The sequence below is a fragment of the Salinispirillum marinum genome (genome assembly GCF_042650105.1).
Lineage (GTDB): Bacteria > Pseudomonadota > Gammaproteobacteria > Pseudomonadales > Natronospirillaceae > Salinispirillum > Salinispirillum marinum.
On the sequence record NZ_JBHSAL010000005.1, the window covers coordinates 224,771 to 247,819 of the forward strand.

Below are 23,049 nucleotides of genomic sequence, written 5' to 3' on the forward strand. Positions count from 1 at the left end.
GCCTTGCGCTTTCATCAACCGCTCGACGGTACAACGGGCAACAACAATAGACTCGCGCAGCAGTTGCTTCCAGACTTTCCTTGCCCCATACACCGAGTGGTTATTCTCATAGACGCGCTCAATATCCTGCATCAGCGCCTCATCCCTTTTTATTCTGGCGCAGCGCTCCTCGGGCTTGGCTTGCAAGCGCTTGTGGCGATAGTACGTGGAAGGTGCAATCTGTAAGATATTGCAGATCGGCTCGACACCATGAGTACCACGTTCCCGGTCAATAAAGTCGATGATTACTTCGGTTTGCGGTCGAGCTCCGCTTGGGCGAAAAAAGCAGCGGCTTTGCGTAATATCTCGTTGGCTCGCTTGAGCTCTTGATTTTCACGCTCAAGTTCTTTCATTCGAGCCGCTTGCTCACTGGTCACGCCGGGCTTGGCGCCGCTGTCGACTTCCATTTTCAGAAGCCAAGACCTCAGTGTCTCTGGGGTACAGCCGATCTTGGCCGCTACAGATTGTATGGCAGCCCAACGTGATTTATGTTCGTGCTCACCGGTCAAAACCAGTCGCACAGCGCGTTCCCGTACTTCGGGTGAATATCCAAGTCTCTTGTTCATGGGCTAATTCTCTCAAGAAAGTTAGCCTCCGACAAAGCCGGTGTGATTCATTTTGCCTTCGAGAATATCTTGTCTTCAAATCCTTCCGTTTCCTCAACATCTGCGATCAGCGCAAACATTTTCTTGTCTAGTTTGTCGCGCTCATATCGAATTAAATCTCCGTCCGTCGCACATCTGTGGAGCCAAACACCTCTTATGCAAGATTCGAAAAGTAATCTTGAAAGGGAAAACGCCGAACCCGGCAGTTTCAAGTTTATGAGCTCAGTGATTGCTTTATAGTGCTCTAAAACCATGTCAAAACAGGCGCACGCCAACCGATTCCTAGAAGAATTTGGGTACGGTAACTCACTCAATTGTTGGTCAAACCAACGCTGCAGTTTTCTGTGTTCTTGAACGTTATTGGCTATCCTCATGAATTAACGCCCGGCTTTAGGGCCGACTTGTAGCCGCATAGTGGTGGAGAGGCCGTCCCCAGCCTCGAGGAGCGATAAGAGCCATCTTTATGTATTGCCAAAATGCTCTTCAAACAGTCTGTCACGGTTAATAGTTGCCTCAGTCCATGTTGAATCAGATATTTCCACATCATAACTGGTAGCACCTTCAGATTTCATCAGGACGTCAATCCATCCTTCAACTTCACCTCGACGCTCAGCGAAGGCTTTACTATGGCAGAAGACGGTTATCTCTGTACCTTCGTCCTTAGACGGCGTTGCAACGAATTTTTTGTATTCACCTAGCATTACTCTGCTCCAATGATGGATTTTTTGAGTAACGAGGCTGTAGAAAAACCTGCCCGGCACACGCCAGCTTTCCTACGCCCTTAAATTTGTGGCCTTTCAACGAATCTCTGCTGATTTTGCCTTTTCTTTATTCGGTTTTAAGCATAGCCGCTTTGTTCGTATTAGGCACCGCCAATGTTCAGTTTAGTGGCTTTCTGGTGCACCACGCCACGATCATCCAGTTTAAGTGTGATAGCTACCGAAGAAAGTAGTCTGCCAAAAAGCAGGGGTCATAGGTCCAGCGAAACCGATCACGTTAATTGTCGCTTCATGAAACGTCACTAATTGCCACATTTGTAGCACTCCGCTACAATCCACAAACCACTTAGAGGACGCTATCATGGCTACCAGCAGCATACGCTTAGATCAGAACCTAGTCGAAAGAGCCACCATTATGGCCAAAGCGCTGAATCGAACCCCGCCCAAGCAAATAGAGCACTGGGCAAAAATTGGCGAAATGATGGAAGACAACCCGGACCTGCCCTACGAATTTGTACGGCAAGCCATCATCGCACAGGCAGAGCGGGACGCCGGAAAGCTGGAGACCTACGACTTTGGTTAAAGCCACCCGTGTATTACAGACCCCGACCTTCAAAAAAGCCGTGAAGAAGCTCAAGCCTAATCAGAAGACAGACCTTGATCTGGCCGTGAAGGACTTGATGGACAACCCCAACATGGGTGAGCAGAAAAAAGGCGATCTTGCTTTTCTACGAGTCCATAAGTTCAACATGAACAAGCAACTGACGCTGCTGGGTTACAGTTTTGATGATGGCGCTCTCATCCTTGAACTGATGGCTTTGGGCTCACACGAAAACTTTTACCGTGATATAAAGCGGAGCAAATAGCTTTTTATTGCCCGGCACAAAGGGCACTCTGTGTTCTACCACTTTGCAATGAGGGTGTTCATGATTCTTATTGGGTGTCTAGGATCATTGGATCACTTCAAGGCCGCCCGGACCCATTCATAACGCCGCTCAGCACGCGCGGTTACGGAATGGAGGCGCAGCCGCAATGCAGTAACCGTCGCCGTGACTGGCCTTGTTAAGTGTTTACTCCCTCGCAGCCACTTCATAGTGCGTTTCTCCCACCCAAATATGAAGAAAGCTAGGATCTTGGCGAACACGAATTGATGAGCAAGGATAGAATATGACCTGCTCCCACTCAGGACCTGGCGCCCCAAGCATCCGAATCTGTCCATACCCACCTTTCTGGAATTTTATGTGGTTTCCCTTCCCGCAGCTCGGGCACTCAAACCATATCGTTGACATTTCGGGCCAGCTAAACGGGCTTTCCGTTAGCGCCTCCCTCAATCCAAACTCTTCTTGGCAATGCAGACATTCCATACGGGACACTTAACGCTTCAATAGCCGGCGCAGCTTTGCTGCGTCCGGCGCCGTAGGCGCGTAGTTGATTGACTTGTTAAATGTCGCATCTGATGCGCTCATATTCGGTTAAATTAGTCTGACTTTCGCACGGTGATTTAAATTTTACCTGACCTTGCAAAAGAGCCTCCTTTAGTTGAGTACATAGAGAGCACTCTTTGTTCTCGGAATAAACATCGATAAAGTAGCTGCCACCCATTTTCTGGTCGTCGTTCTCCCATGTAGTGGTATCCCACTCGACTAGAGCAATGCCATAGGTATCAGAGCCACTCGATGGATACCAGTAGGCATGCTTGTAGTAAAAGAATCGACCTTCTCCAGAGGCGGCTTTTTTATTTACTCTAGGATCTAGCGTGTCGTCAATTTTGTCGATTGCATCTAGCAAACTGCTCACTTCATATTCATCAGATGGAACCACAAGAACCAATTTTGGCGAAGGACCACTTCCACCAAACAGGCTATATATCGCTAAATAATAAAGCCCCGCTGGTATTGCCACCAAAGCGAAGATTACAGAAACCGTAATTATGACTGTTTTTCTACGCACGATACCCTCTTGGACATTTAACTATTAAGCGGTTATACGGCAGCTCAGCTGCGGCTATAACCGCCTGTTGAACGCCGCAGGCTTCGTGTTCTATTTTCTAGGGGTTTTGCTTTTTGCCGCATCGGGGATCCTGGGTGGCTAGTGGGTGACGATAAGGTCAATTCCTGTGCTCAACGCGGTTGCGAACGCCCTTAAGGGTACCTTCTTTTCGTCTCAGTCCTATCTTTATAGCCGGATTCCCGCTCATTGACAACACAACGCCCTCGGGCCACCCCGAAGTGCAATATCACGCGACCCACTGCCCGTTCGGCTAGCTGCTGTCTCTCCTCTGCATCGAGGTCAGTAGGTGTATGGCCTGCAACGGCGCAGTGTGCTGGTCACCTAAACACAGTACTGGGTGATGGCCGCAGTGCGGACAGTGAGCGCCATGCCTATTTTGCGGTGTCTGCTCGGTCTTTTTCTGTCGTGTGTTACGCTGTGGCAACTGTCGTCGGATCAGTGCCAGACTGCGTTGCTTGATGGCATTGGCCAGAAAACCGTAATGGCGAATGCGCATGAAGCCTTTCGGTAGTACATGCAGCAAAAAGCGCCGGAGCAGTTCTTCGGGTGTTAAGCGCAATCGGCGATCCTTCGTGGTGCGGTAGTCATGGTACGCCAAGGTGATCTGTCCATTCTCCCAACTCAACAGACGGTGGTTGCTTAACCCGATGCGGTGGCTGTAGCGTGCGAGGTATTCCACCAGTGTTTCCCGATAGCGGACGGCGGACTTGCTGTACACGCACCAGGGCTTGGTCATCAACCGATCAAGGGTCTGATCAAACTCCCTGGTGGCGAGGCCACCGCTGTGTCGTGTGGTACGCAAGGCGCTGACCATAAGCCCTCGAAAGCGTTTAGATAACGCTTTGACCGGTAGCAAGTAGCCTTTATGTCGGCTTTCCCAGCGCCGTGATGGTTTCAGCACACCAGACGGATTTTAGGTACGGGTCAGTTGTTGGCCCTACCTTTCACTGACCTTAAATTCGTAAAATCAATGACTCAGACCCATTTGATTCTGATCACTCGGACGGAACGAACAGATCAGGCCGTGGGGAGAAATACAAAAGTGAGCCTCATATGCGACCGAAGGTAGATTCCTTGCGGTATTTTTGCTGTAAGCACCTAGTGCCGACAGCCCACGAAGACCCGTGAAGTTGGAGAGCTCACTCATGGCTTTAATGTTGACCGCTTATTCGGCCCAAAAAAACAGCTATTGCCTATTACCCCGAGAAGTCTCATATGTGTTAGCGCGAACAACGGACAGAAATTTTTTACACTCGTTCTCAAGCTCACCTAAGTGTTCATCCAAATCTGTACCTCGCAAACTTGATGAAAGCCTAGCAATCTTGGCGTCCGTATTTGAGAGCCGGCTTTTAGTGGCCTCATCAAGAGCCAAATTCAAGTCAGCGAAGAATTCAAGCTCGTCAAAGAAGATGACATTAGTCCGCTTGTATCGGTCATCGACCAACATGCACCTGATTGGACATGCCGCAAAAAGCTCTTTAAAACGACGATCAAACGTCGCAATAAAAGGAATATAAAACATCCCATGCTGTGAGTTGCTGGCCATGGTTTCTTGGTGCCTTAGTGAAAACAAATCCCAGCTCATGCCATTAATCTTTTCCATGGCCACGTCTGACGGCTGGAGCAAACTACCAAAGAAACGGTGCTTGTCACCGTGCTTGAGCAATTTCCACGCAAAATACAGTTCCATTTTCCCGAAACGCCCAAGACAGTCGACTGAATACGCGACAAGCTTTAGTAGGTTTTCATGGTGGTTTCTCTTTGCCTCCCAGCGCAGGAGCATTGCCCGCATCAACACCAGCTTGAGCCCTTTTCGCCGCACCAAGCTTTGCTGTATCTCTTTGCTTTCTTGAAACGAATAGATAGCTTCAGCCGCTTGCCGACCGGCACTTGCCCGATCTCCGTTAAACTTCGGATTTCGCGGGTCATCGGCAAACGCTTGCTCATCCAAATGATCAAGCCGCTTCAGCGCGCGAATCGTGTTAAATGGACGCAAGTTCGACTCATCGTATGTGTGAACCAAGTCTTCCACTATATAAAACGTATAATCGAAGTTAAATTGCCCGTCACCAACCTTTACTAGCTGTACGAGTTTCACGAACCATTCCCAGTCGGCGACTTTCTTCCCCTCCTCGTATACACGAAAGGCTTCCGCTACTTGTGTATCGAAACTCACTGAATAATCTAGAGGAAACTTCGCAAACCCATCCCGCTTCGTTGTCTCGTACAATTCGTCGTCATAAAAAAGGAGCCCGGGTGCACCAAAATACTTAGAAACGGCAGGGCATTCGTTTTCGATCGAGTCTAATGAGACACCACCGAACTCTGAACGCAAATTATCTGTTGCATACACAATCCGAAAATCTTTAAAGACTCTTCTGTTGGGCTCAATGAGTGCACTAAAGCTATCCGTGACCGGATGAGTCAGAATCCTCTCTGTGGCCAATTCAAGACGCTTTATACGCTGCTCCAGTGTTTCCATGTGCGATTATTCCTCCTGCCCTTATCATCGCTAACGTCTTGCTCACTGGTAAATTGGGAGCGTTGCAAGTAATTGATCCGCGTGCAGCAACTGATTAGGCACTCAGCTGACTGTTGCATTTGAAGATTGAGTCAGCGCATCGCATCGGCCCAGAGTGGGCAGCACACTTTCAAGCACCTTGCCGCCCCCCTTCGTTCTATGATGACGCCAGTTGGCTTTGTTGCGAATGATGTCAGCTCGAAGGCCTTCAGATATTCTCAGCTGAGTAGGTTCCATCCAAGAAAATATAGACTCACCGACAAACTCTTCCGATACGATTTCGACATACTCGTTCTTGCGGATGCCTAGGTAAAGTGGGCCCTTCGAATGCAAGGATTCAAGGAGACTATCGAACGAGATGATATGGAAATCTTCGGCCTCGCGAGCCCTGATAAGTCCGCGCCGAAGTTCGCTACCCTCGAACTCTGAGCGTCGGCCATGTACTAAGACATATTTAATGTGGCATGGATTTCGCGCCATGGGCTTGCGAATTGGCGCAATCGTACCATCTGTAAATCCTGTTAGGTTAGCGGGGTTATCAAACCACGCCCGCCACCGTGCAATCTGATCCAGCCCAGCAAGGAATTCCGGGTGCAAGTTATTGCTCTGACCTTTAAAGTATCGTGATCTTGGTTTCTCGATTTCGATCAAAACCAGATTCCAGTCTGCTGAACTTTTCGACAAGTAAAAGAAGTCTGGAGCGTAATCTTTTGCAAGGGACAGCTTCCTAAGCACCAAGTCAAAATGGATACCGTGGTTCTGGATGAATTCGCGGGGAATTAGACAGGTGTTTTCTTCCATGAACCTCTGATAGACCTGTTCAGGATGGTTTTCATCCATAAGACTCAAGAATCGGTCATGAACTGTAGTAATTTTGGCTGGATCAGAATTCAAGCGACCTAGCTCCTTTTATTGCCTAACAGTTTATTTTTGTGCATAAATACCGAAGCCGTAAATCCAAACCCTTGTTTTCCATAGTATTTTTTAGCCCATCCCCAAAAAAACGCATCGACTAAAACCAACTTAGCAGAAAAACGCGAACGCGCAAGCAAAAAGCCCTGTTCATACTGGTTAGATAACCAGCTTCGCCGCTTCACTACCATCACCCCTTGACGCCCCGCTCCAAAAACTTTAGTTTGCTGGCACAAAATCTTGTCGGAGTGCGCATTCGCGTTACCGGCACTGGCGGGTGGTATCCGCTCGCTCTAAATGAAACCCTATGCGGCAGGACGCCGCATTGGAGCCCCAGGGATGGGTTCACGCGTGTTTCATGTGAGCGAGTGGATAGCACAACGCCGTGCCGAAAAACGAATGAGCTGAGATCGCAATTGCGGGATCCGTGGAACCTGATCGAGTTAAGACTTGCGCAGGAAACAAGAAGAACCATGCCCAACATGGTTTTTGGCCGGTGCTATTTCTTGTGGCATCAGCCGCTGCCCAGCAGCCTTTCACCCATAACACCCTAAGCGGTCACTCCGTCTTTCCCTGGCTTCAACCAAGAGAGACTGGAATGACAACAATAGACACCAACCCAACCACCCCTTCTACGCTGGGCGACCGCGTCGCTAAACTGAGTGCGGACGTAACGCAGCCTCTAAGCGGTTCACGCAAACTGTACTTGCCCGGTTCACGGCCGGATATGCAGGTTGCCATGCGCGAAATCGTCTTGTCGCCCACGCGCATCGGCCACACCGAGCAATGGGAAGACAACGAGCCCATTCCGGTGTACGACACCTCTGGCCCTTATACGGACCCCGAAAAAACCGTGGATGTGCGCCAAGGCTTGCCGTCGCTGCGCGGCGCGTGGATTGCCGAACGTGACGACACCGAGTTGCTGTCTGACGTGAGTTCCGAATACACCAAAGTGCGCCAGCAGGACATTCGCTTGCAGCATCTGCACTTTGCCGGGCGCAAAACGCCACACCGCGCCAAAGCAGGCCGCAACGTCACGCAAATGCACTACGCCCGCCAAGGCATCATCACCCCGGAAATGGAATACATCGCCATTCGTGAAAACATGGGGCGGCAGCGTTTGCGTGCCGAGCATTTACATGTGCAGCACCCCGGCCAGAATTTTGGTGCCAACCTTCCAACCGATATAACGCCGGAATTTGTGCGTGCCGAAGTCGCGGCGGGGCGTGCGGTGATTCCCGCCAACATCAACCACCCTGAAATTGAACCCATGATCATTGGGCGCAATTTCTTGGTGAAGGTGAACGCGAACATCGGCAATTCTGCGGTAACGTCGAGCGTGGAAGAAGAAGTCGAAAAGCTGATTTGGTCTACCCGCTGGGGTGCAGACACGGTGATGGACTTGTCCACCGGCCAAAACATTCATGAAACCCGCGAGTGGATTCTGCGCAATTCGCCGGTGCCCATCGGCACGGTGCCGATTTATCAGGCACTGGAAAAGGTGAACGGCGTAGCGGAAGACCTCACCTGGGAAGTGTACCGCGACACCCTGATCGAACAGGCCGAGCAAGGCGTGGACTACTTCACCATTCACGCCGGTTTGCGTTTGCACCACATTCCGATGACGGCCAATCGAGTCACCGGCATTGTGAGCCGGGGCGGTTCGATCATGGCGAAATGGTGTTTGGCGCACCACACCGAAAGCTTCTTGTACACGCACTTTGAAGACATCTGCGCCATTATGAAGGCGTATGACGTGACCTTCTCGCTGGGCGATGGTCTGCGCCCTGGCAGCATTGCCGACGCCAACGATGAAGCCCAGTTTGCCGAGCTGGAAACGCTGGGCGAATTGACGAAAATTGCCTGGAAACACGACATTCAAACCATCATTGAAGGCCCCGGCCATGTGCCCATGCACTTGATCAAGGCCAACATGGACAAGCAGTTAACGAGCTGCGCCGAAGCGCCTTTCTACACCTTGGGGCCGTTGATCACCGACATTTCACCGGGTTATGACCACTTCTCGTCGGGCATCGGCGCGGCGATGATCGGCTGGTTTGGCTGCGCCATGCTGTGCTACGTCACGCCGAAAGAGCATCTGGGCTTGCCCAACAAAGACGATGTAAAACAAGGTTTGATCACCTACAAAATTGCCGCCCACGCAGCGGACTTGGCGAAAGGCCACCCCGGCGCACAGATCCGCGACAATGCCATGAGCAAGGCGCGTTTTGAGTTCCGCTGGGAAGACCAGTTTAATCTCGCCTTAGACCCAGACACCGCGCGCGCCTACCACGACGAAACGCTGCCAAAAGACGGCCACAAGGTGGCGCATTTTTGCTCCATGTGCGGGCCGAAATTCTGTTCGATGAAGATCAGTCAGGAAGTGCGCGACATTGCGAATGCCGCTAATGCCGCCAACCCTGACGCCGCGCAAGGCATGGCCGCGAAATCGGCCGAGTTCCGCGAAACCGGTTCGCAGCTCTATCATCCGGCCACGGAGGACTGAGCATGACGGACTCTCGTCCTATCATTTGGAGCATCGCCGGGTCTGATTCCGGCGGTGGCGCGGGGATTCAGGCCGACATCCTGACCATCAACGCTTTGGGCGGTCATGCTTGCACGCTCATCACCACGCTGACGGCGCAAAACAGCGTGGGCGTGGCATCGGTGCTGGCGGTCGATGCCCCCATGTTTCAAGCGCAAGCGGATGCTTTGGCGGCTGACCTTCCCCCGGCGGCAATCAAGATCGGCCTCATCGCCACGCCGTGGCAAATTCGCCTGCTGCATGAATGGTTGCCGCGCTGGAAAGCGCGCTGGCCTGAGGTGCCCGTGGTGCTAGACCCGGTATTGGTCGCCACCAGCGGCGACAAATTGAGCAGCACCAGTACCTTGCAGGATTTACAGAGTTTGTTGCCAGTGGTTGATGTGCTGACGCCGAATTTGCCAGAACTGGAAGCCCTGACCGCCCGCGTGGTGCGTTCACCGAAGGACGCGGAGCACGCGGCACGCAGCCTGCTGAAAACCGGCTGCCGGGCGGTGTTGGTGAAAGGCGGGCATGGCTATGCGGACGAACCCGAAGCCCAACATTCTGTAGACCTGCTGGTCAGCACGGACGCAATGTGGCGCTTTACGCAACCGCACGTTGCCACCAAGCACACGCACGGAACCGGTTGCACCTTGAGCAGCGCCATTACCACACATTTGGCGCGCGGGCTGTCGGTGCCGGATGCCTGCGCCCTCGCCAGTGCTTACGTACAACAGGGCTTGCTGCAAGCCTATTCTACGGGCGCCGGGGCAGGCACGCTGGAGCGCCGCCAACGCACGGCCGACTGGTTGCGGTTGGCGCGTTTGCCAAAGTGCGACCAAGCCTGTACCGACACCCCCGCCCATGAGGCCTTTTTGCCCTGCACCCGCAAGCAAGAGGGCATTTACCCCGTGGTGCCGGATACCCAATGGCTGCAACGCTTGTTAAAAGCCGGAGCACGAGTCATTCAGTTGCGCGTTAAACATAACAACGCCGGCCGTCTGATACCGGAAATTCGTACCGCTATTCAACTTGGTCAACAATACGGCGCACAGGTGTTCATTAACGACCATTGGCAACTGGCGTTGGAGTTGGGTGCTTATGGTGTGCATTTGGGGCAGGAAGATTTGGCCGATGCCGACCTGCCCGCCTTGCGTCAGGCCGGTATTCGTTTGGGCGTCTCGACCCATGGCTATGCCGAACTGTTGCGTGCTATTGCTTTGCGCCCCAGCTATGTCGCCTTGGGGCATATTTTCCCGACGCAAACCAAAAAGATGCCGAGCCAACCGCAAGGGCTGGCACGCTTGGCGCATTATCAGGCGTTGGCTGACGAAGCGGGTATTCCCACCGTCGCCATTGGTGGCATCAAACCGCATCATTTGTCCGACATACGCGCCTGCGGCGTGCGCTGTGTGGCGGTGGTCACGGCGCTGACCGAAGCAGCAAACCCGGAACAGGCCTTAGCCGAGATGAATCAGGCCTTGGAGGCTTTCAATGATTAGTATTCAGATCAACCAAACGCCGGTTGAGTTGGTGGCGGCCTGTTCTGTGGAAGAGGCTCTGCGCACCGTGATCGAAACACAAGACGGTATGGCGCTGGCGGTGAATGGCGTTGTGGTACCTAAATCCCAATGGCACCAAACGCTGGTAGCACAGGGCGATGAACTGCATTTATTTCGTGCTGTGGCAGGAGGTTAACCATGTTCACACTGGGCGATCGTACATTCACATCACGCTTATTAACCGGCACGGGCAAGTTTTCTGGCACCAAGCACATGCTGGCGGCGTTGCAGGCCAGCGAAAGCGAACTGGTCACCTTGGCGCTGAAACGCGTCAGCCTGAATGATCCGGCCGACGACCTGTTCAGCCCCTTAAAAGCCGCAGGTTTTCAATTGTTGCCCAACACGTCGGGCGCATGCACCGCGGAAGACGCCATTTTAGCGGCGCATTTGGCGCGTGAAGCCATGGGTACGCCGTGGCTCAAGTTAGAGATTCACCCCGACCCGCGCTATTTGATGCCCGACCCGATAGAAACTTTAAAGGCCGCCAAAGCCTTAGCGCGCGAGGGCTTCATTGTGCTGCCGTACATTCATGCCGACCCGGTGTTGTGCAAACGCTTGGAAGACGTGGGTTGCGCGGCGGTGATGCCGTTGGCTGCGCCCATTGGTTCCAATTTGGGGTTAGAAACCCGCGAGTTTCTGCGCATCATCATTGAACAGGCGCAGGTGCCAGTGATTGTCGATGCCGGTATCGGCGCGCCCAGCCACGCGGCGGCGGCTATGGAATTGGGGGCCGATGCCGTGCTGGTGAATACCGCCATTGCTACGGCGGCAGACCCGGTAGCGATGGCAACCGCCTTCAAGCTCGCCGTAATCGCTGGCCGCATGGCGTACGAAGCAGGCTTACCGGGCCAACACCAGCAGGCGCAGGCGTCGAGCCCGCTCACCGACTTTCTCTTATCCACCTAGGTAATACGCCATGTCCTTTATCGACACCCAAGACGCCTTGAGCTGGGACGCCGAGCACTTGTCGCTGATGAGTAAAACAGCGGCGGACGTAGAGCGCGCACTGAGCAAAACACAACGCTCGTTCGAGGATTTCAAAGCACTGATCAGCCCGGCAGCGCGCCCTTATATAGAAGCCATGGCGCAGCAAAGCCAAGCGTTAACGCGCCAGCGCTTCGGCCTGAACCAACAGTTATTCGCGCCACTCTACCTCAGTAATGCCTGCGCAAACGTATGCACCTATTGCGGTTTTTCGATGGACAATCATCTGCGGCGCAAAGTGCTGAACGCGCAAGAAATCGACCGCGAAGCCGATGCGCTGGCAGCCATGGGTTTTCAACATATTCTGCTGGTAACGGGCGAAGCGCCCAAGGTCGCGGGTGTGGACTATTTAGCGGCGGCGTTGCAGCAACTTCGGCCACGGTTTGCGCAGGTTAGCATGGAAGTGCAGCCGCTCGACCAGCCCGACTATGAACGTCTGCAAAAAGCCGGGCTGCATGGCGTGTTGGTGTATCAAGAAACCTACCATCGCCGGGTATATGCGGAACATCATCCCGTAGGGAAGAAAGCCGATTTTGACTATCGCTTGGCAACGCCGGAGCGTTTGGGCAATGCCGGAGTGCATAAAATCGGCTTAGGCGTGTTACTGGGCCTGACCGATTGGCGCACCGACTGCCTGATGATGGCGCACCATTTGCGCTATTTGGAGCAACGCTATTGGCGCAGTAAGTTCAGTGTGGCTTTTCCGCGTTTGCGACCCGCTGAGGGTGATTATCATGTTGCCCAGCCGATTGGCGACGCCGAACTGGTGCAATTGATTTGCGCGTGGCGGCTGTTCAGCCCCGATCTGGAATTGAGCCTGTCTACCCGCGAACGCGCGGAATTCCGTGACCGGCTGCTGCCACTGGGCATCACCACAATCAGCGCCGCGTCGAAAACCCAGCCGGGGGGTTATGCGGTGGACGCCGACGCCGCGCTGGAACAGTTTGCAATTGATGATGCGCGCTCGGTGGGTGATGTGGTTGCGGCGATTAAACACGCCGGTTACCAACCCGTATGGAAGGATTGGCAACCGGGTTGGTAGGAGGCCAGCCCTCTGGCCGAAAAATTCGCGCAGGGGGCTGCACTCCTACAACCAACCCCGTTCGCGCATGCCCGTATAGAAGGTGCCACGCGCCTACGACCCCGTCTGCGCCGGTTCTTCATCTTTCGGCTCTGGCGATTCATCTTTTTTCGGTGGGTGTTTTAACACCACGAGCGGCCGTACGATCAAAAAGTTATTGGGGTAGATGATGGTATTGCCGTCGATATCGCGCAGTTCAAAATGAAACAAGCCCATATCGATGATCTGGCCTTCCATCGCGTGAGGGCCGTCCACCACGCGGATGTAGGCTCCATGCATTAAACGACCCTGCGACAACAAAATAAAAAAGCTGGTGATGTTGCTGAGAATGGACCAACTGGCGAACAAGGCCACCCCAATAATGGCAAAAATGGAGGACCCAAGCAGCAACAGCGTGCGCCAGTCCAGATGCCACAACCACGCCAACAAGATCAGCACCACAAAGGCAAACAAGGTGGTCAGGAACAACTTAACTTTTTGCGCTACGGCGGTTGCCATGCGTTTGCGTTCAGGCAATAAACGCATGACAGCTTCGACCACCCAGTCACTCAACCAAGGCACCAACACCACCATAGCGATGGACGCCAGAATTCGTACAATCAAATCGGTCACTGTTTTACTCCTTCGGTAGCCGCCTCTTGCCACTGCACCGCACTCTGGTGCACCAACCACTGACCCAGACGCTGAATGCCGGGAAGCTCACCCCAATGCTCGGTATCGGTCTGCAACGCATCATGCAGGCCGCGCCAAAGGCCTGGGTGAATATCGCCACGTTCCATTAAACCGTGCAAGGTATGGGTGAGATCACCCCGACTGGCGGGTAGCGCTTCGCATTGTCGGCACAACGCGGCCGTCCACGCCGATAAAGGTGCTTCTTTGTTTGGGGTTACCGGCCAGTCCGTTGCACCATTCACCAAGCGGTAACCGCGTTCGGCTTTGTTGATGTCGGACGGCAACACGGGCAAATGCGCCGCCAATTGCTCAGCGACACGAAACAACGCCTTGGGCGATCCGGATTTCAGTTCCAATTCGATTTCACTCAATGGCAATTCCGCCGCGCCGGTGCTGACCGAGCCCGTGTCCAACACCAGTTCAATCACGCTGTCGTCAACGGTCAGTACCCACAAACTCCGCGCAAAACGGGTTTCAAAAATAGGGCTAACCGACGCCCGGTTGAGGTCGCTCGGCAACACATCCGCCGGTAGCTCGGACCACTCCAATGCGGGCCCCGCCACCGGCATTTCCCATTCCATACGCCGATGCAGTCCGCCCTCTACCTGCCCTTGGGTCTTTAAGGTTTGCAACCATTGCGTGCCCTTGTTACGCAAGCGCAGGGCCATGCCCGATTGCGTCAGCGTTTGCTCTGGCGTGTCACAATAGATATTGATTAACTCAAATCGCTCAGCGGCCAGCCCTTGCAGCAGCGACTGTTCCCGCAAGCGTTCCTGCGCGCTTGGCGGGAGTAACAACTTCAACTCAACTTCCAAACTCATAGCGCACCTCAATGCATTAACGTTGTATGCCATAAGGCTACCGAGAGCCGCCCAGCTTTACCAGACATTGATAGGGATCAATATTCATACCAGCAAACTCAGGTAGTCTCCTCACATTCATTCTCGACTGTGCAGGAATTTGTTTCATGGCGCTCGCTGACATTCTCTGGAAGCCCGACACCATTGCGCGCTACAACATCAGTGGCCCGCGCTACACCTCCTACCCTACGGCACTGAGCTTTACCGACGTACCGCACGAGCAACGGGAAAACGTGCTGCAAGCCACGCCGAAAGACGCGCCCTTGTCGCTGTATGTGCATATCCCGTTTTGCCATCATCTCTGCTACTACTGCGCCTGCACCAAGGTGGTAACGCGTGATCAATCCAAGGCTGATGCCTATTTAGACGCGCTGGCGTTAGAAATGGCGCAACTGGCGCCCTTGGTGCGGCACCGGAAAATACGGCAACTGCATTGGGGTGGTGGTACGCCGACCTTCTTAAACGCAGCCCAGACCGAGCGTTTGATGCACTTGTTGCAACAGCACTTTCAGTTGGAAACCAACGACCGCAAGCGCGAATATTCCATCGAAATCGACCCGCGTGTTACCACCGTAGCGCATCTGGAACAATTGCGCGCGTGGGGCTTTAACCGGGTTTCGCTGGGCATTCAGGATTTCCATCGCCCCACTCAGGAAGCCGTGCACCGCATTCAAGGACCAGAGCTGGTAGGCCATTTGGTGAAAGCGGCACGAGACATGGGGTTTCATGGTATCAGCTTTGATTTGATTTATGGCTTGCCCTTTCAATCACTGAGCAGCATGAAACGTACCTTGAACCAGGTGATTGAACTCGCGCCTGACCGCATTGCCTGTTACAGCTACGCGCATTTGCCCGAGCGTTTTGCACCGCAAAACCGCATTCTGTCGTCCGATCTGCCCAGCCCAGACACGAAACTAGAGCTTCTACACACCTTGATTGAAGGGCTGCAAGCGGCAGACTACCGTTACATTGGCATGGATCATTTCGCCCGTCCGGACGATGGTTTGGTGAAGGCCTATGAAAACGGCACCTTGCAACGGAACTTTCAGGGCTATTCCACCCACGGCAATACGGATTTGCTGGGCATTGGCATGTCGGCTATCAGTGCCCTACAAGATCAATTTCTGCAAAATCATGCGAACCTGGAAGACTACCAAAAGGCTTGCACCACCGGCCAAACGACCTATCGCGGTTATGTGTTAAACGAAGACGACCGCATTCGGCGACGCATCATTATGGACCTGGCCTGCCAGGGCTATGTGAATTTCGCCATGATGTGCGATGAATTCGCCATCGATTTTTGGCGTTATTTTGCGCCGGAGCTGGAACGTCTGCAGGGCTTAGCCGACGATGGCCTGATTGAATTAACAGAGGACGACCTCACCGTCACCACCCTTGGCCGTTTATTGCTGCGCCCGATATGCATGGTGTTTGATGCGTATCTCGGTGGGCATGGTCAGCAGCAGTTCTCTCGCGTAATATGAGCAAATCCTTGCTTAATGAGTGTCGCTGGCGTGAAAAAGGCCCGAACCGCACCTGCCCTAACGGCGCATAACTTTCATGGCCTATTGACCGTAGCGCCGGAAATGCTGGCGTTCATGGAACAAACCGCACGTGTGGCGCGCACCAATGCGTCTATTCTGTTGCGCGGCCAAAGTGGTACGGGGAAGGAGCTGGTGGCGCGCTACATTCACGAATGCTCGCGTCGGCAAGGCAAAACCTTCAGTGCTATTAACTGTGCGGCCTTGTCGCGTGAACTCATGGCTTCCGAATTGTTCGGCCATAAACGTGGGGCGTTTACGGGAGCGACCCACGACCGCACCGGCCTGCTGCAACTGACCGATGGCGGCACCTTGTTTTTAGACGAAATTGCCGAGATGCCGCTGGATATCCAGGCCGGTTTACTGCGCGTGTTGCAAGACCGCTGCTTTACGCCCTTAGGTTCCAGCGAGGTGGTGCATACGGATATTCGTTTGGTATCAGCGACCCATACCTCGCTACGGCGCGGCGTCGCCGAGGGCGTTTTCCGGGAAGACTTGATGTACCGCATTCGAGTTGTCCCGCTGTATTTACCCACCTTGCGAGAACGCACGGGTGATATTGAAATGCTGGCTTGGCAGTTCATTCATACGCTCAATGCCGAAAACGAGCGGCAAGTTACCCACATGGCACAGGATGTGTTTGACACCCTGCTGACCTATTCGTGGCCCGGCAATGTGCGTGAACTCAGTAACGTCATGGCGTATTGTCACGCCATCGGATTGGGCAACGAACTGGCGTACCAAGACCTGCCACCTGAACTGCGCGGCGAAGCACCGCCGGACGAAAAGCCACAGGATCTGGAAACGGATGAACGCGCGGAGCTGGCCACTTTGTTGCAGCAACACCGCGGGCGCAAACAAGCCGTGGCGGATGCCCTAGGCATCTCCCGGGCGACACTGTGGCGCAAGCTTAAGCAGCATGGGTTGTCGTAGCAGCAAGTAACGTTTCAACTTGAAACACAAGTTGCAACAACATGGAACGACCCACTCGCAGTTGAATTAAAAACCCCTTATAAATCAATACCTTAAAAGTTGGCACGATCCATGTAATGGCCTTAGGCATAACGTCTCACATGGAGCAACAACATGCCACATTCTATGGTTTGGATGAACACCGATGAAATCATCCAAAAAGTCCCCTGTACCTGTATTGACGGGCGCACTCCCGGCCTGCGTTACAGCGTTGCGGGGGGCAGCTTTGGATTGATCTTATTGACCCTGAGCAACATTGAGCAGAGCTTACAGCGCGCGTTATCCGACGAAGAGGTGGGCGTGTATCTAAGCCTGTTCGCGCAAGAGGTTGGCCCGGTGTACCTGCACACCGACCAACACGCCATCGACTTGATCTACGCGCGCATGGGCATCGCACCCGACAGCAAATTGCGTGAACTGACTCCGGCGCAACAAAAGTCATTCATCCACTTCGCCGTTCAGCCCGACTTTCAAGGTTGCGGGCATGTGAAATTGTTGATGCAACACAGCACCGACTACGACATTCCACAACGCTTGGTGAAAAGTGCCCTACAGGCGTTTTTTATCGGGTTCTTTGCGCGCGAAAACAACATTGTGTTCGACATCTTAGCCGGTCGCCACGCTGAAGAACGTGTCCTATTGCTGGATGATCAGGGCAATACCGAAACCGAGCGCCAATCCGCACTCTATTTGGAGACACCGTTGGACGAAAACCGCTTCTTTTGCCACCGCCCCTTGAAGCGCGCCCTTATCGCCCGTTTTCTGACGGTCATCGAAACGTCCGGCTTACCCAGTTTGTCAGCGCTGGATACGGCGCAACTGGCCGAACAGCACGATGCCTCTGCCGAACGAACGCTAGGGCACTTGGCACCGCATCTACCCATTGAATATATTTCAGCTTAATTGGAGGGCTCTATCATGAGTTCAGCAACAAAACCGAATCGTCTCCAGCAGTGGATTCCCGTGTTGGAATGGTTACCTAACTATCAAAAAACCGACTTGCGAGGTGATTTAGTGGCGGGTATTACCGTCGCTATGATGCTGATTCCGCAAGCCATGTCTTACGCCCTGCTGGCCGGTTTACCACCCTATATTGGCTTGTATGCGTCCGTCCTGCCCTTGCTGGTGTATGCCTTGTTTGGTACGTCACGCCAACTGGCTGTTGGGCCGGTGGCCATGGTGGCCTTGCTGGTGTTCAGCGGTGTGTCCGGCTTTGCTGAGGTCGGCAGTGAACGCTATATCGCTTTAGCTATTGGATTGTCCTTGCTGGTGGGCTTATTGCAGTTCGGCATGGGGCTATTCCGCTTGGGCTTCCTCACCAACTTCATGTCGCACCCGGTGATTTCCGGCTTCACCAGTGCCGCAGCTTTGATCATCGGCTTCAGCCAGCTCAAGCATATTGTTGGTTTGTCTTTACCCAGCACCGAGAACATTGCCGTAACCATTTGGGCCACGCTGTCGCAGTGGCAGGCCATTAATCCCGTTGCGTTAGCCATCGGTGTGATCGGTATTGTCGCTCTATTGGTGATGCGTCGTTTGAACGCCATGCTGCCCGGCGCCATGATAGTGGTGGTGGTATCAACGCTGATCGTCTGGTTCTTTGACCTTGATACCCGTGCCGGTTTGGCGGTGGTGGGCTCTGTTCCTGCGGGCTTCCCGGAGCTGGCAGCACCGAACGTGTCTGTTAACGATTTGGTTGCCTTGTTGCCTATTGCCGTCACCATCGCGTTTGTGGGCTTTATTGAAAGTATTGCCGTTGCGAAGAAAATCGCCACCGAAAAAGGTTATGAAGTCGACCCGAACAAAGAGCTGGTCGGCCTTGGCTTGGCCAACATTGTTGGCGCATTTTCAAAGGCTATGCCCGTTACCGGTGGTTTCAGCCGCACGGCCGTGAACCGTAACGCCGGTGCGAATACCGGCTTGTCGTCGATCATCACCGCCGTGTTGATTGGTATTTCGTTACTGATCTTTACCCCTCTGTTCTACTTTATTCCCAAGGCCATCTTAGGCTCGGTGATTATGGTGGCGGTGTTTGGCTTGATCGACACACACGAAGTAAAACACCTGTGGAAAGTGAAACGAGACGACCTGGCCATGCTGGCCATCACCTTTGGTGCAACCTTGGTGTTGGGTGTTAAAACCGGTATTTTCCTGGCCGTGGGCATTTCCATGGTGTGGTTTGTGATTAAAACGACCCGTCCGCACTACGCCATTTTGGGCCAGATTCCAGACACTACGGCGTACCGGAATGTGCAACGCCACGCGGCAGCAACACAAACAAAAGGGGTGTTGGCGGTTCGTTTTGATGCGCAGTTTTATTACGGCAACGTGAGCTTCTTAAAAGATACGCTGAAAAAAGCCGAAGCCAACATGGCCGAACCTTTGCGTGCCGTGGTACTGGACGCCAGCGCCGTGAACCAACTGGATTCTTCGGCCGATACGGCGCTGCATGAAATCCTGAAGGAGTACCGTAGCCGTGGCATTGAGCTGTATTTTGCTAACGTAAAAGGCCCTGTGATGGATGTGATGCAACGCAGTGGCTTTGCCAAGGCCTTGGGCGACAACCGGTTTTTCCTGACCACGCATGAAGCCATGACAGCAGCACAGACGTTGGCCTAAACAGGCCAACACAAAAAATCAATACATTAGCTCGCTCTACTATTGATTTATGTCAAACATCGGGTATTATGCTCAACATTAATTAGCTATTTCTAATAAAGAGGGTTCTATGGAAATCATTAACTTTACGCCCGTGTCTGCCTTCATTGGCGGCAGCTTGATCGGGTTATCCGCCGCGTTACTGTTATTCGCCAAAGGCCGTATTGCCGGTGTATCCGGCATTGCGGGCGGGGTCATCGTGCCGGAAAAAGGCGATATGGATTGGCGCATCGTGTTTTTGGTGGGTCTGGTGATTGGTGGTTTGATCTACCAGTGGACCGGCATCAACCCCGGTGTTGCGCACATTCAGCCGGTGGTGGATACGCCGGTGTTGATCATTGCCGGATTGTTGGTCGGTATTGGCACCACGATTGGTACCGGCTGCACCAGTGGTCACGGCATTTGTGGTCTGGCTCGCCGCAGCGGGCGTTCCTTGGTCGCCGTTGTGAGCTTTATGGCCAGCGGCTTTGTGACTGTGTTCGTTGTTCGTCATCTGTTTGGAGGTTAAGGTCATGCAAGGTATTTTACGTTTAAGCGCCGCATTGGCAGCGGGTATTCTGTTCGGCTTTGGTTTGGGTGTCGCACAGATGATTGACCCAGCGAAAGTGATCAACTTCCTTGATGTGTTCGGCACTTGGGACCCATCATTAGCCTTTGTAATGGGTGGTGGCTTGGTGGTAAACGCCATCTTCACGCCGCTGATTCTGCGCCGCAACCGTCCGGTATTTGCGGAAATATTCCGCGTCCCGACCAAGGTCGAAGTGGATAAGCGCATTGTGTTTGGTGGTTTGTTGTTTGGCGCTGGCTGGGGCTTGGCGGGCTACTGCCCAGGCCCGATGATCACGTCTTTGAGCTTCGCGGATGGCTCGATTCTGACCATCTTCGCAGCCTATGTGGTGGGCACCTTTGTGACCAAGAAGATACTCGCGTATCAGGAAGAGCGGGCGCATCTTAAGCATGCGGCCAACGAGGCCTGCGTGGGGTAAATTACCCGTAGACGCAATCTGGCGTGACTAGCCCTTTGGTGACCGGTTCTTCTCCGTGATCCAACGGGACATAAACTCGGTGGCGCGATACTGCTGTTGTTGCAGTATCCGCCCCCAAATATTTTCCTGCCGATGTACCGCTAGGTCGTCATGTAACTCGGCCAGTCGTCCCGACAAAGCTACACTCTCTGCCAAGCTGTCATGACATTGCTCGGCAATTTTCCTACCCTGCTCCACCGCAAACTGCCAGGCGCTCTCGTCGTTATAAAGCTGCGCGGCGGTGCGAAAAAACACCTCCGGTTCGTTACTGATGACACTGCCCCACGGCAAATCGCCATGCATGCCTTCGGCGGCGATGGCGCTGGCAATGTTCGGCGTCCCGGCCAACCAAGCGTCGGCAATTTTCCCTTTAATCCCCGCCCCAAAGCGCAAGTACGCCAGATTAAGCCGGTAGCGACTCAATGTGTCCAACGCATTGTCGGCTCGTCCTTTTATATGAAACCCCAGTTCCGGTTTATGCAGTTGGTATACCTTCTCCGAGGCATAGCCGCCATAGACATGCACCTCGGTGCCTTGCGGGAACAGATGACGCCATTGCGGCCAATGTTCGCGCAGCCAGCGGGTGGCGTCCCAATTCGGGTTGTGCAGGAAATTACCAATCATCATGAGATGCCGACGTTCGTTATAGGGTCGCAATGCGGCGGCGTCCGGCAGGGGTGTGAGCATGAACGGGGTATGGTGCAATAAATGTTCGGCAATACCGAACTGTTCGACGAGTATCTGCACTTCAGCAGGAGAGACCATCAAGGTGAGATCGCAGCGCACCATGGCGGCGAGTTCACGCAGGGCGGTGTCATTGAATATATTCAATGGCTGACCGTGCAACACGGCGGCTTCGCGGGCTTCACGCAAGCAATGGAGATCACTGGTATCCAACACGCGCAGCGCAGTCGGGCAAACGGTGTGAACGCGCCAACCGAATTGTTCTTCCATCACATAACGGTCAAAGACCACGATGTCGGGCGCAAGATTGGCAAGCCAGTCATCAAAGGCATCATCATTGACGGCGATCTGATGGCCTGTCATGCCCAACGCCTCTACTGTGAGGCTGAATTCGGTGGGTTGTGCGGGTGAGGCGACATGCACATCACCCAGCATGTGCAGCACGCGCAGAATATCCAACGTGCGTCGACCCGCCGCCGTGGAGGCCGGTTCGGGCCAGGTTTTACCGATCAATAGGCTGCGCATTGCGCGGTCAGTGGCCTAACCGGCCAACGGTGCTATGCCCACTGCACGGCGCACCTGACTTAACAGGGTGGCGGCCTCCTGGCGGGCCTTATCCGCACCCAAACGCAACGTTCGATCAATTTCTGCAGGGTCTTGAATCAGTTGGTTATAGGCATCGCGCTTGTCTTTTAACAGCTCGTTCAGGTGTTCGAATACCTGTTTTTTGGCCTCACCCCAGGCGATACCTTCTTGGTATTGTTTACGCATACTGACAATGTCGGACGGGCTGGCAAAGGCGGAATAGATACCAAACAGCGTGCAGGTGTCGGGGTCTTTCGGCTCGCCCGGCTCTAAGGAATTGGTCACTATTTTGTTGATCAGTTTGCGGAATTTCTTCTCATCTTCAAACAACGGAATGGTGTTGTTGTAACTCTTGGACATTTTACGTCCGTCCAAACCCTTCAAAATCATGCCTGCATCATCCACCACCGCTTCTGGCAAAACGAAGGTTTCACCGAATATGTGGTTGAATCGTTGAGCAATGTCACGTGCCATTTCTATGTGTTGAATTTGGTCTTTTCCCACCGGCACATGGGTGGCCTTGAACATCAGAATGTCGGCAGCCATCAAGATCGGGTAGCTGAACAACCCCATGGTGATGCCTTTGTCCGGGTCAACTGCGTTGGCCTCTACATTCTCTTGCACCACACCTTTATAGGCGTGCGCCCGGTTCATCAAGCCTTTGGCCGTGACACAGGTGAGCGCCCACGTCAGTTCCATGATCTCCGGCACGTCCGACTGTCGATAAAACACCACCTTATTCGGGTCCAGCCCGCCCGCCAACCAGGTGGCGGCAATGGCCAGCGCACTTTCCCGAATACGGGCAGGCTCGTGACACTTGATGATGGCGTGGTAGTCGGCCAAAAAGAAAAACGACCGGGCTTCGGTGGTTTGACTCGACTCAATGGCGGGACGTATGGCGCCCGCATAATTCCCTAAATGGGGGATACCGGTGGTGGTGATTCCGGTGAGAACGGTTTTATTGCTCATGAACGTTCACTAAGGCTTGGCAGAAAGATGCTGAACCTTAACGAAATCGCACGGAAAAATCGAGTGTTGGCGTAGGGTTCTGTATAATGTGCGCCGATAAGAAAATAGGATCTCAAGGAACGTTCA

Annotated in this window: 23 protein-coding genes, 1 pseudogene and 1 other annotated feature; of the genes and pseudogenes, 13 read left to right on the plus strand and 11 right to left on the minus strand. The window is 53.6% G+C overall.

Features of this window, described 5'->3' with window-relative positions; translation table 11 throughout:
• The 3 genes and pseudogenes from ACFOSD_RS14520 to ACFOSD_RS14530 form a co-directional block, all read right to left on the minus strand.
• Positions 1 to 605 (minus strand): annotated as a pseudogene (locus ACFOSD_RS14520) (IS3 family transposase); the annotation flags it as partial.
• Positions 211 to 327 (minus strand) — a sequence feature (AL1L pseudoknot). It overlaps the preceding pseudogene by 117 nt.
• 47 nt (positions 606 to 652) lie before the next feature.
• Positions 653 to 1,018 carry a DUF6988 family protein gene (locus ACFOSD_RS14525; protein WP_380697822.1) on the minus strand — a complete coding sequence of 122 codons (366 nt, stop codon included), beginning with the start codon at positions 1,016 to 1,018 and terminating at the stop codon, positions 653 to 655.
• 87 nt (positions 1,019 to 1,105) lie between these two features.
• Complete coding sequence (locus ACFOSD_RS14530; RefSeq protein ID WP_380697824.1) at positions 1,106 to 1,345, minus strand: hypothetical protein; 240 nt, start codon at positions 1,343 to 1,345, stop codon at positions 1,106 to 1,108.
• 379 nt (positions 1,346 to 1,724) lie between these two features.
• Between ACFOSD_RS14530 and ACFOSD_RS14535 the strand changes: the two genes are divergently transcribed.
• Together ACFOSD_RS14535 and ACFOSD_RS14540 are read left to right on the plus strand one after the other, a co-directional pair.
• Entirely contained in the window at positions 1,725 to 1,946 is a 222-nt protein-coding gene (locus tag ACFOSD_RS14535) for a TA system antitoxin ParD family protein (RefSeq protein WP_380697826.1), read from the plus strand.
• Complete coding sequence (locus ACFOSD_RS14540) at positions 1,939 to 2,229, plus strand: type II toxin-antitoxin system RelE/ParE family toxin (protein WP_380697828.1); 291 nt, start codon at positions 1,939 to 1,941, stop codon at positions 2,227 to 2,229. The genes ACFOSD_RS14535 and ACFOSD_RS14540 overlap by 8 nt, the downstream gene beginning before the upstream one ends.
• A 574-nt stretch (positions 2,230 to 2,803) precedes the next feature.
• Here the strand turns inward: ACFOSD_RS14540 and ACFOSD_RS14545 are convergent.
• The 4 genes from ACFOSD_RS14545 to ACFOSD_RS14560 all read right to left on the minus strand — a co-directional run bounded on the left by ACFOSD_RS14545 (position 2,804) and on the right by ACFOSD_RS14560 (position 6,788).
• Positions 2,804 to 3,313, minus strand: a complete 510-nt coding sequence (locus tag ACFOSD_RS14545; RefSeq protein WP_380697830.1) for a hypothetical protein — start codon at positions 3,311 to 3,313, stop codon at positions 2,804 to 2,806.
• Between the two features lie 310 nt (positions 3,314 to 3,623).
• Entirely contained in the window at positions 3,624 to 4,274 is a 651-nt protein-coding gene (locus ACFOSD_RS14550; RefSeq protein ID WP_380697832.1) for an IS91 family transposase, read from the minus strand.
• A 285-nt stretch (positions 4,275 to 4,559) separates the two neighbouring features.
• Positions 4,560 to 5,855, minus strand: a complete 1,296-nt coding sequence (locus ACFOSD_RS14555) for a hypothetical protein (RefSeq protein WP_380697834.1) — start codon at positions 5,853 to 5,855, stop codon at positions 4,560 to 4,562.
• Positions 5,856 to 5,957: 102 nt separating this feature from the next.
• Positions 5,958 to 6,788, minus strand: a complete 831-nt coding sequence (locus tag ACFOSD_RS14560) for a Shedu immune nuclease family protein (protein ID WP_380697836.1) — start codon at positions 6,786 to 6,788, stop codon at positions 5,958 to 5,960.
• Positions 6,789 to 7,404: 616 nt separating this feature from the next.
• Between ACFOSD_RS14560 and thiC the strand changes: the two genes are divergently transcribed.
• From thiC to thiH, 5 genes are read left to right on the plus strand one after another with little or no spacing between them, the layout of a single operon-like run.
• Complete coding sequence (gene thiC, locus ACFOSD_RS14565; RefSeq protein ID WP_380697838.1) at positions 7,405 to 9,312, plus strand: phosphomethylpyrimidine synthase ThiC; 1,908 nt, start codon at positions 7,405 to 7,407, stop codon at positions 9,310 to 9,312.
• A gap of 2 nt (positions 9,313 to 9,314) precedes the next feature.
• Positions 9,315 to 10,832, plus strand: a complete 1,518-nt coding sequence (thiE, locus tag ACFOSD_RS14570; RefSeq protein WP_380697840.1) for a thiamine phosphate synthase — start codon at positions 9,315 to 9,317, stop codon at positions 10,830 to 10,832.
• Positions 10,825 to 11,028, plus strand: a complete 204-nt coding sequence (gene thiS / locus ACFOSD_RS14575) for a sulfur carrier protein ThiS (protein WP_380697842.1) — start codon at positions 10,825 to 10,827, stop codon at positions 11,026 to 11,028. Before thiE ends, thiS begins: the two co-directional genes overlap by 8 nt.
• Positions 11,029 to 11,030: 2 nt before the next feature.
• On the plus strand, positions 11,031 to 11,798 hold the full coding sequence (locus ACFOSD_RS14580) for a thiazole synthase (protein ID WP_380697844.1): 768 nt from the start codon (positions 11,031 to 11,033) through the stop codon (positions 11,796 to 11,798).
• A 10-nt stretch (positions 11,799 to 11,808) separates the two neighbouring features.
• Entirely contained in the window at positions 11,809 to 12,918 is a 1,110-nt protein-coding gene (thiH, locus tag ACFOSD_RS14585) for a 2-iminoacetate synthase ThiH (RefSeq protein WP_380697846.1), read from the plus strand.
• A 93-nt stretch (positions 12,919 to 13,011) separates the two neighbouring features.
• Here the strand turns inward: thiH and ACFOSD_RS14590 are convergent, their stop codons facing one another.
• Together ACFOSD_RS14590 and ACFOSD_RS14595 are read right to left on the minus strand one after the other, a co-directional pair.
• On the minus strand, positions 13,012 to 13,569 hold the full coding sequence (locus ACFOSD_RS14590) for a mechanosensitive ion channel domain-containing protein (protein WP_380697848.1): 558 nt from the start codon (positions 13,567 to 13,569) through the stop codon (positions 13,012 to 13,014).
• Positions 13,566 to 14,450 (minus strand): CYTH domain-containing protein, encoded by an 885-nt coding sequence (locus tag ACFOSD_RS14595; RefSeq protein WP_380697850.1) that lies wholly within the window; start codon positions 14,448 to 14,450, stop codon positions 13,566 to 13,568. Before ACFOSD_RS14595 ends, ACFOSD_RS14590 begins: the two co-directional genes overlap by 4 nt.
• A 146-nt stretch (positions 14,451 to 14,596) precedes the next feature.
• Here ACFOSD_RS14595 and hemN point away from each other — a divergent pair, with 146 nt between their 5' ends.
• From hemN to ACFOSD_RS14625, 6 genes are all read left to right on the plus strand, one after another.
• The gene (gene hemN / locus ACFOSD_RS14600; protein ID WP_380697852.1) at positions 14,597 to 15,973 is read left to right on the plus strand and encodes an oxygen-independent coproporphyrinogen III oxidase; all 1,377 of its coding nucleotides are present in this window, start codon (positions 14,597 to 14,599) and stop codon (positions 15,971 to 15,973) included.
• 30 nt (positions 15,974 to 16,003) lie between these two features.
• A complete protein-coding gene (locus ACFOSD_RS14605) occupies positions 16,004 to 16,963 on the plus strand; it encodes a sigma-54 interaction domain-containing protein (protein ID WP_380697854.1) in 960 nt (319 codons plus the stop codon).
• A gap of 153 nt (positions 16,964 to 17,116) precedes the next feature.
• Positions 17,117 to 17,905 carry a hypothetical protein gene (locus ACFOSD_RS14610; protein ID WP_380697856.1) on the plus strand — a complete coding sequence of 263 codons (789 nt, stop codon included), beginning with the start codon at positions 17,117 to 17,119 and terminating at the stop codon, positions 17,903 to 17,905.
• 15 nt (positions 17,906 to 17,920) lie between these two features.
• Entirely contained in the window at positions 17,921 to 19,621 is a 1,701-nt protein-coding gene (locus tag ACFOSD_RS14615; protein ID WP_380697858.1) for a SulP family inorganic anion transporter, read from the plus strand.
• Positions 19,622 to 19,730: 109 nt separating this feature from the next.
• On the plus strand, positions 19,731 to 20,168 hold the full coding sequence (locus ACFOSD_RS14620; protein WP_380697860.1) for a YeeE/YedE family protein: 438 nt from the start codon (positions 19,731 to 19,733) through the stop codon (positions 20,166 to 20,168).
• Positions 20,169 to 20,172: 4 nt separating this feature from the next.
• Positions 20,173 to 20,646, plus strand: coding sequence for a DUF6691 family protein (locus ACFOSD_RS14625; protein WP_380697862.1), 474 nt, complete (start codon positions 20,173 to 20,175; stop codon positions 20,644 to 20,646).
• A 27-nt stretch (positions 20,647 to 20,673) separates the two neighbouring features.
• Here the strand turns inward: ACFOSD_RS14625 and ACFOSD_RS14630 are convergent, their stop codons facing one another.
• Together ACFOSD_RS14630 and ACFOSD_RS14635 are read right to left on the minus strand one after the other, a co-directional pair.
• Positions 20,674 to 21,894, minus strand: a complete 1,221-nt coding sequence (locus tag ACFOSD_RS14630; RefSeq protein WP_380697864.1) for a glycosyltransferase — start codon at positions 21,892 to 21,894, stop codon at positions 20,674 to 20,676.
• Between the two features lie 15 nt (positions 21,895 to 21,909).
• Positions 21,910 to 22,923: a tryptophan--tRNA ligase gene (locus ACFOSD_RS14635; RefSeq protein ID WP_380697866.1), complete on the minus strand. Its 1,014-nt coding sequence runs from the start codon at positions 22,921 to 22,923 to the stop codon at positions 21,910 to 21,912.
• Positions 22,924 to 23,049 lie beyond the last annotated feature (126 nt).

What these genes read in the sequence shown, in the direction of transcription:
- ACFOSD_RS14525 (WP_380697822.1), bottom strand. Translation starts at nt 1,018, where the DNA reads ATGAGGATAGCCAATAACGTTCAAGAACACAGAAAACTGCAGCGTTGG.
- ACFOSD_RS14530 (WP_380697824.1), bottom strand. Translation starts at nt 1,345, where the DNA reads ATGCTAGGTGAATACAAAAAATTCGTTGCAACGCCGTCTAAGGACGAA.
- ACFOSD_RS14535 (WP_380697826.1), top strand. Translation starts at nt 1,725, where the DNA reads ATGGCTACCAGCAGCATACGCTTAGATCAGAACCTAGTCGAAAGAGCC.
- ACFOSD_RS14555 (WP_380697834.1), bottom strand. Translation starts at nt 5,855, where the DNA reads ATGGAAACACTGGAGCAGCGTATAAAGCGTCTTGAATTGGCCACAGAG.
- thiC (WP_380697838.1), top strand. Translation starts at nt 7,405, where the DNA reads ATGACAACAATAGACACCAACCCAACCACCCCTTCTACGCTGGGCGAC.
- thiE (WP_380697840.1), top strand. Translation starts at nt 9,315, where the DNA reads ATGACGGACTCTCGTCCTATCATTTGGAGCATCGCCGGGTCTGATTCC.
- thiS (WP_380697842.1), top strand. Translation starts at nt 10,825, where the DNA reads ATGATTAGTATTCAGATCAACCAAACGCCGGTTGAGTTGGTGGCGGCC.
- ACFOSD_RS14580 (WP_380697844.1), top strand. Translation starts at nt 11,031, where the DNA reads ATGTTCACACTGGGCGATCGTACATTCACATCACGCTTATTAACCGGC.
- thiH (WP_380697846.1), top strand. Translation starts at nt 11,809, where the DNA reads ATGTCCTTTATCGACACCCAAGACGCCTTGAGCTGGGACGCCGAGCAC.
- ACFOSD_RS14595 (WP_380697850.1), bottom strand. Translation starts at nt 14,450, where the DNA reads ATGAGTTTGGAAGTTGAGTTGAAGTTGTTACTCCCGCCAAGCGCGCAG.
- hemN (WP_380697852.1), top strand. Translation starts at nt 14,597, where the DNA reads ATGGCGCTCGCTGACATTCTCTGGAAGCCCGACACCATTGCGCGCTAC.
- ACFOSD_RS14610 (WP_380697856.1), top strand. Translation starts at nt 17,117, where the DNA reads ATGCCACATTCTATGGTTTGGATGAACACCGATGAAATCATCCAAAAA.
- ACFOSD_RS14615 (WP_380697858.1), top strand. Translation starts at nt 17,921, where the DNA reads ATGAGTTCAGCAACAAAACCGAATCGTCTCCAGCAGTGGATTCCCGTG.
- ACFOSD_RS14620 (WP_380697860.1), top strand. Translation starts at nt 19,731, where the DNA reads ATGGAAATCATTAACTTTACGCCCGTGTCTGCCTTCATTGGCGGCAGC.
- ACFOSD_RS14625 (WP_380697862.1), top strand. Translation starts at nt 20,173, where the DNA reads ATGCAAGGTATTTTACGTTTAAGCGCCGCATTGGCAGCGGGTATTCTG.
- ACFOSD_RS14630 (WP_380697864.1), bottom strand. Translation starts at nt 21,894, where the DNA reads ATGCGCAGCCTATTGATCGGTAAAACCTGGCCCGAACCGGCCTCCACG.
- ACFOSD_RS14635 (WP_380697866.1), bottom strand. Translation starts at nt 22,923, where the DNA reads ATGAGCAATAAAACCGTTCTCACCGGAATCACCACCACCGGTATCCCC.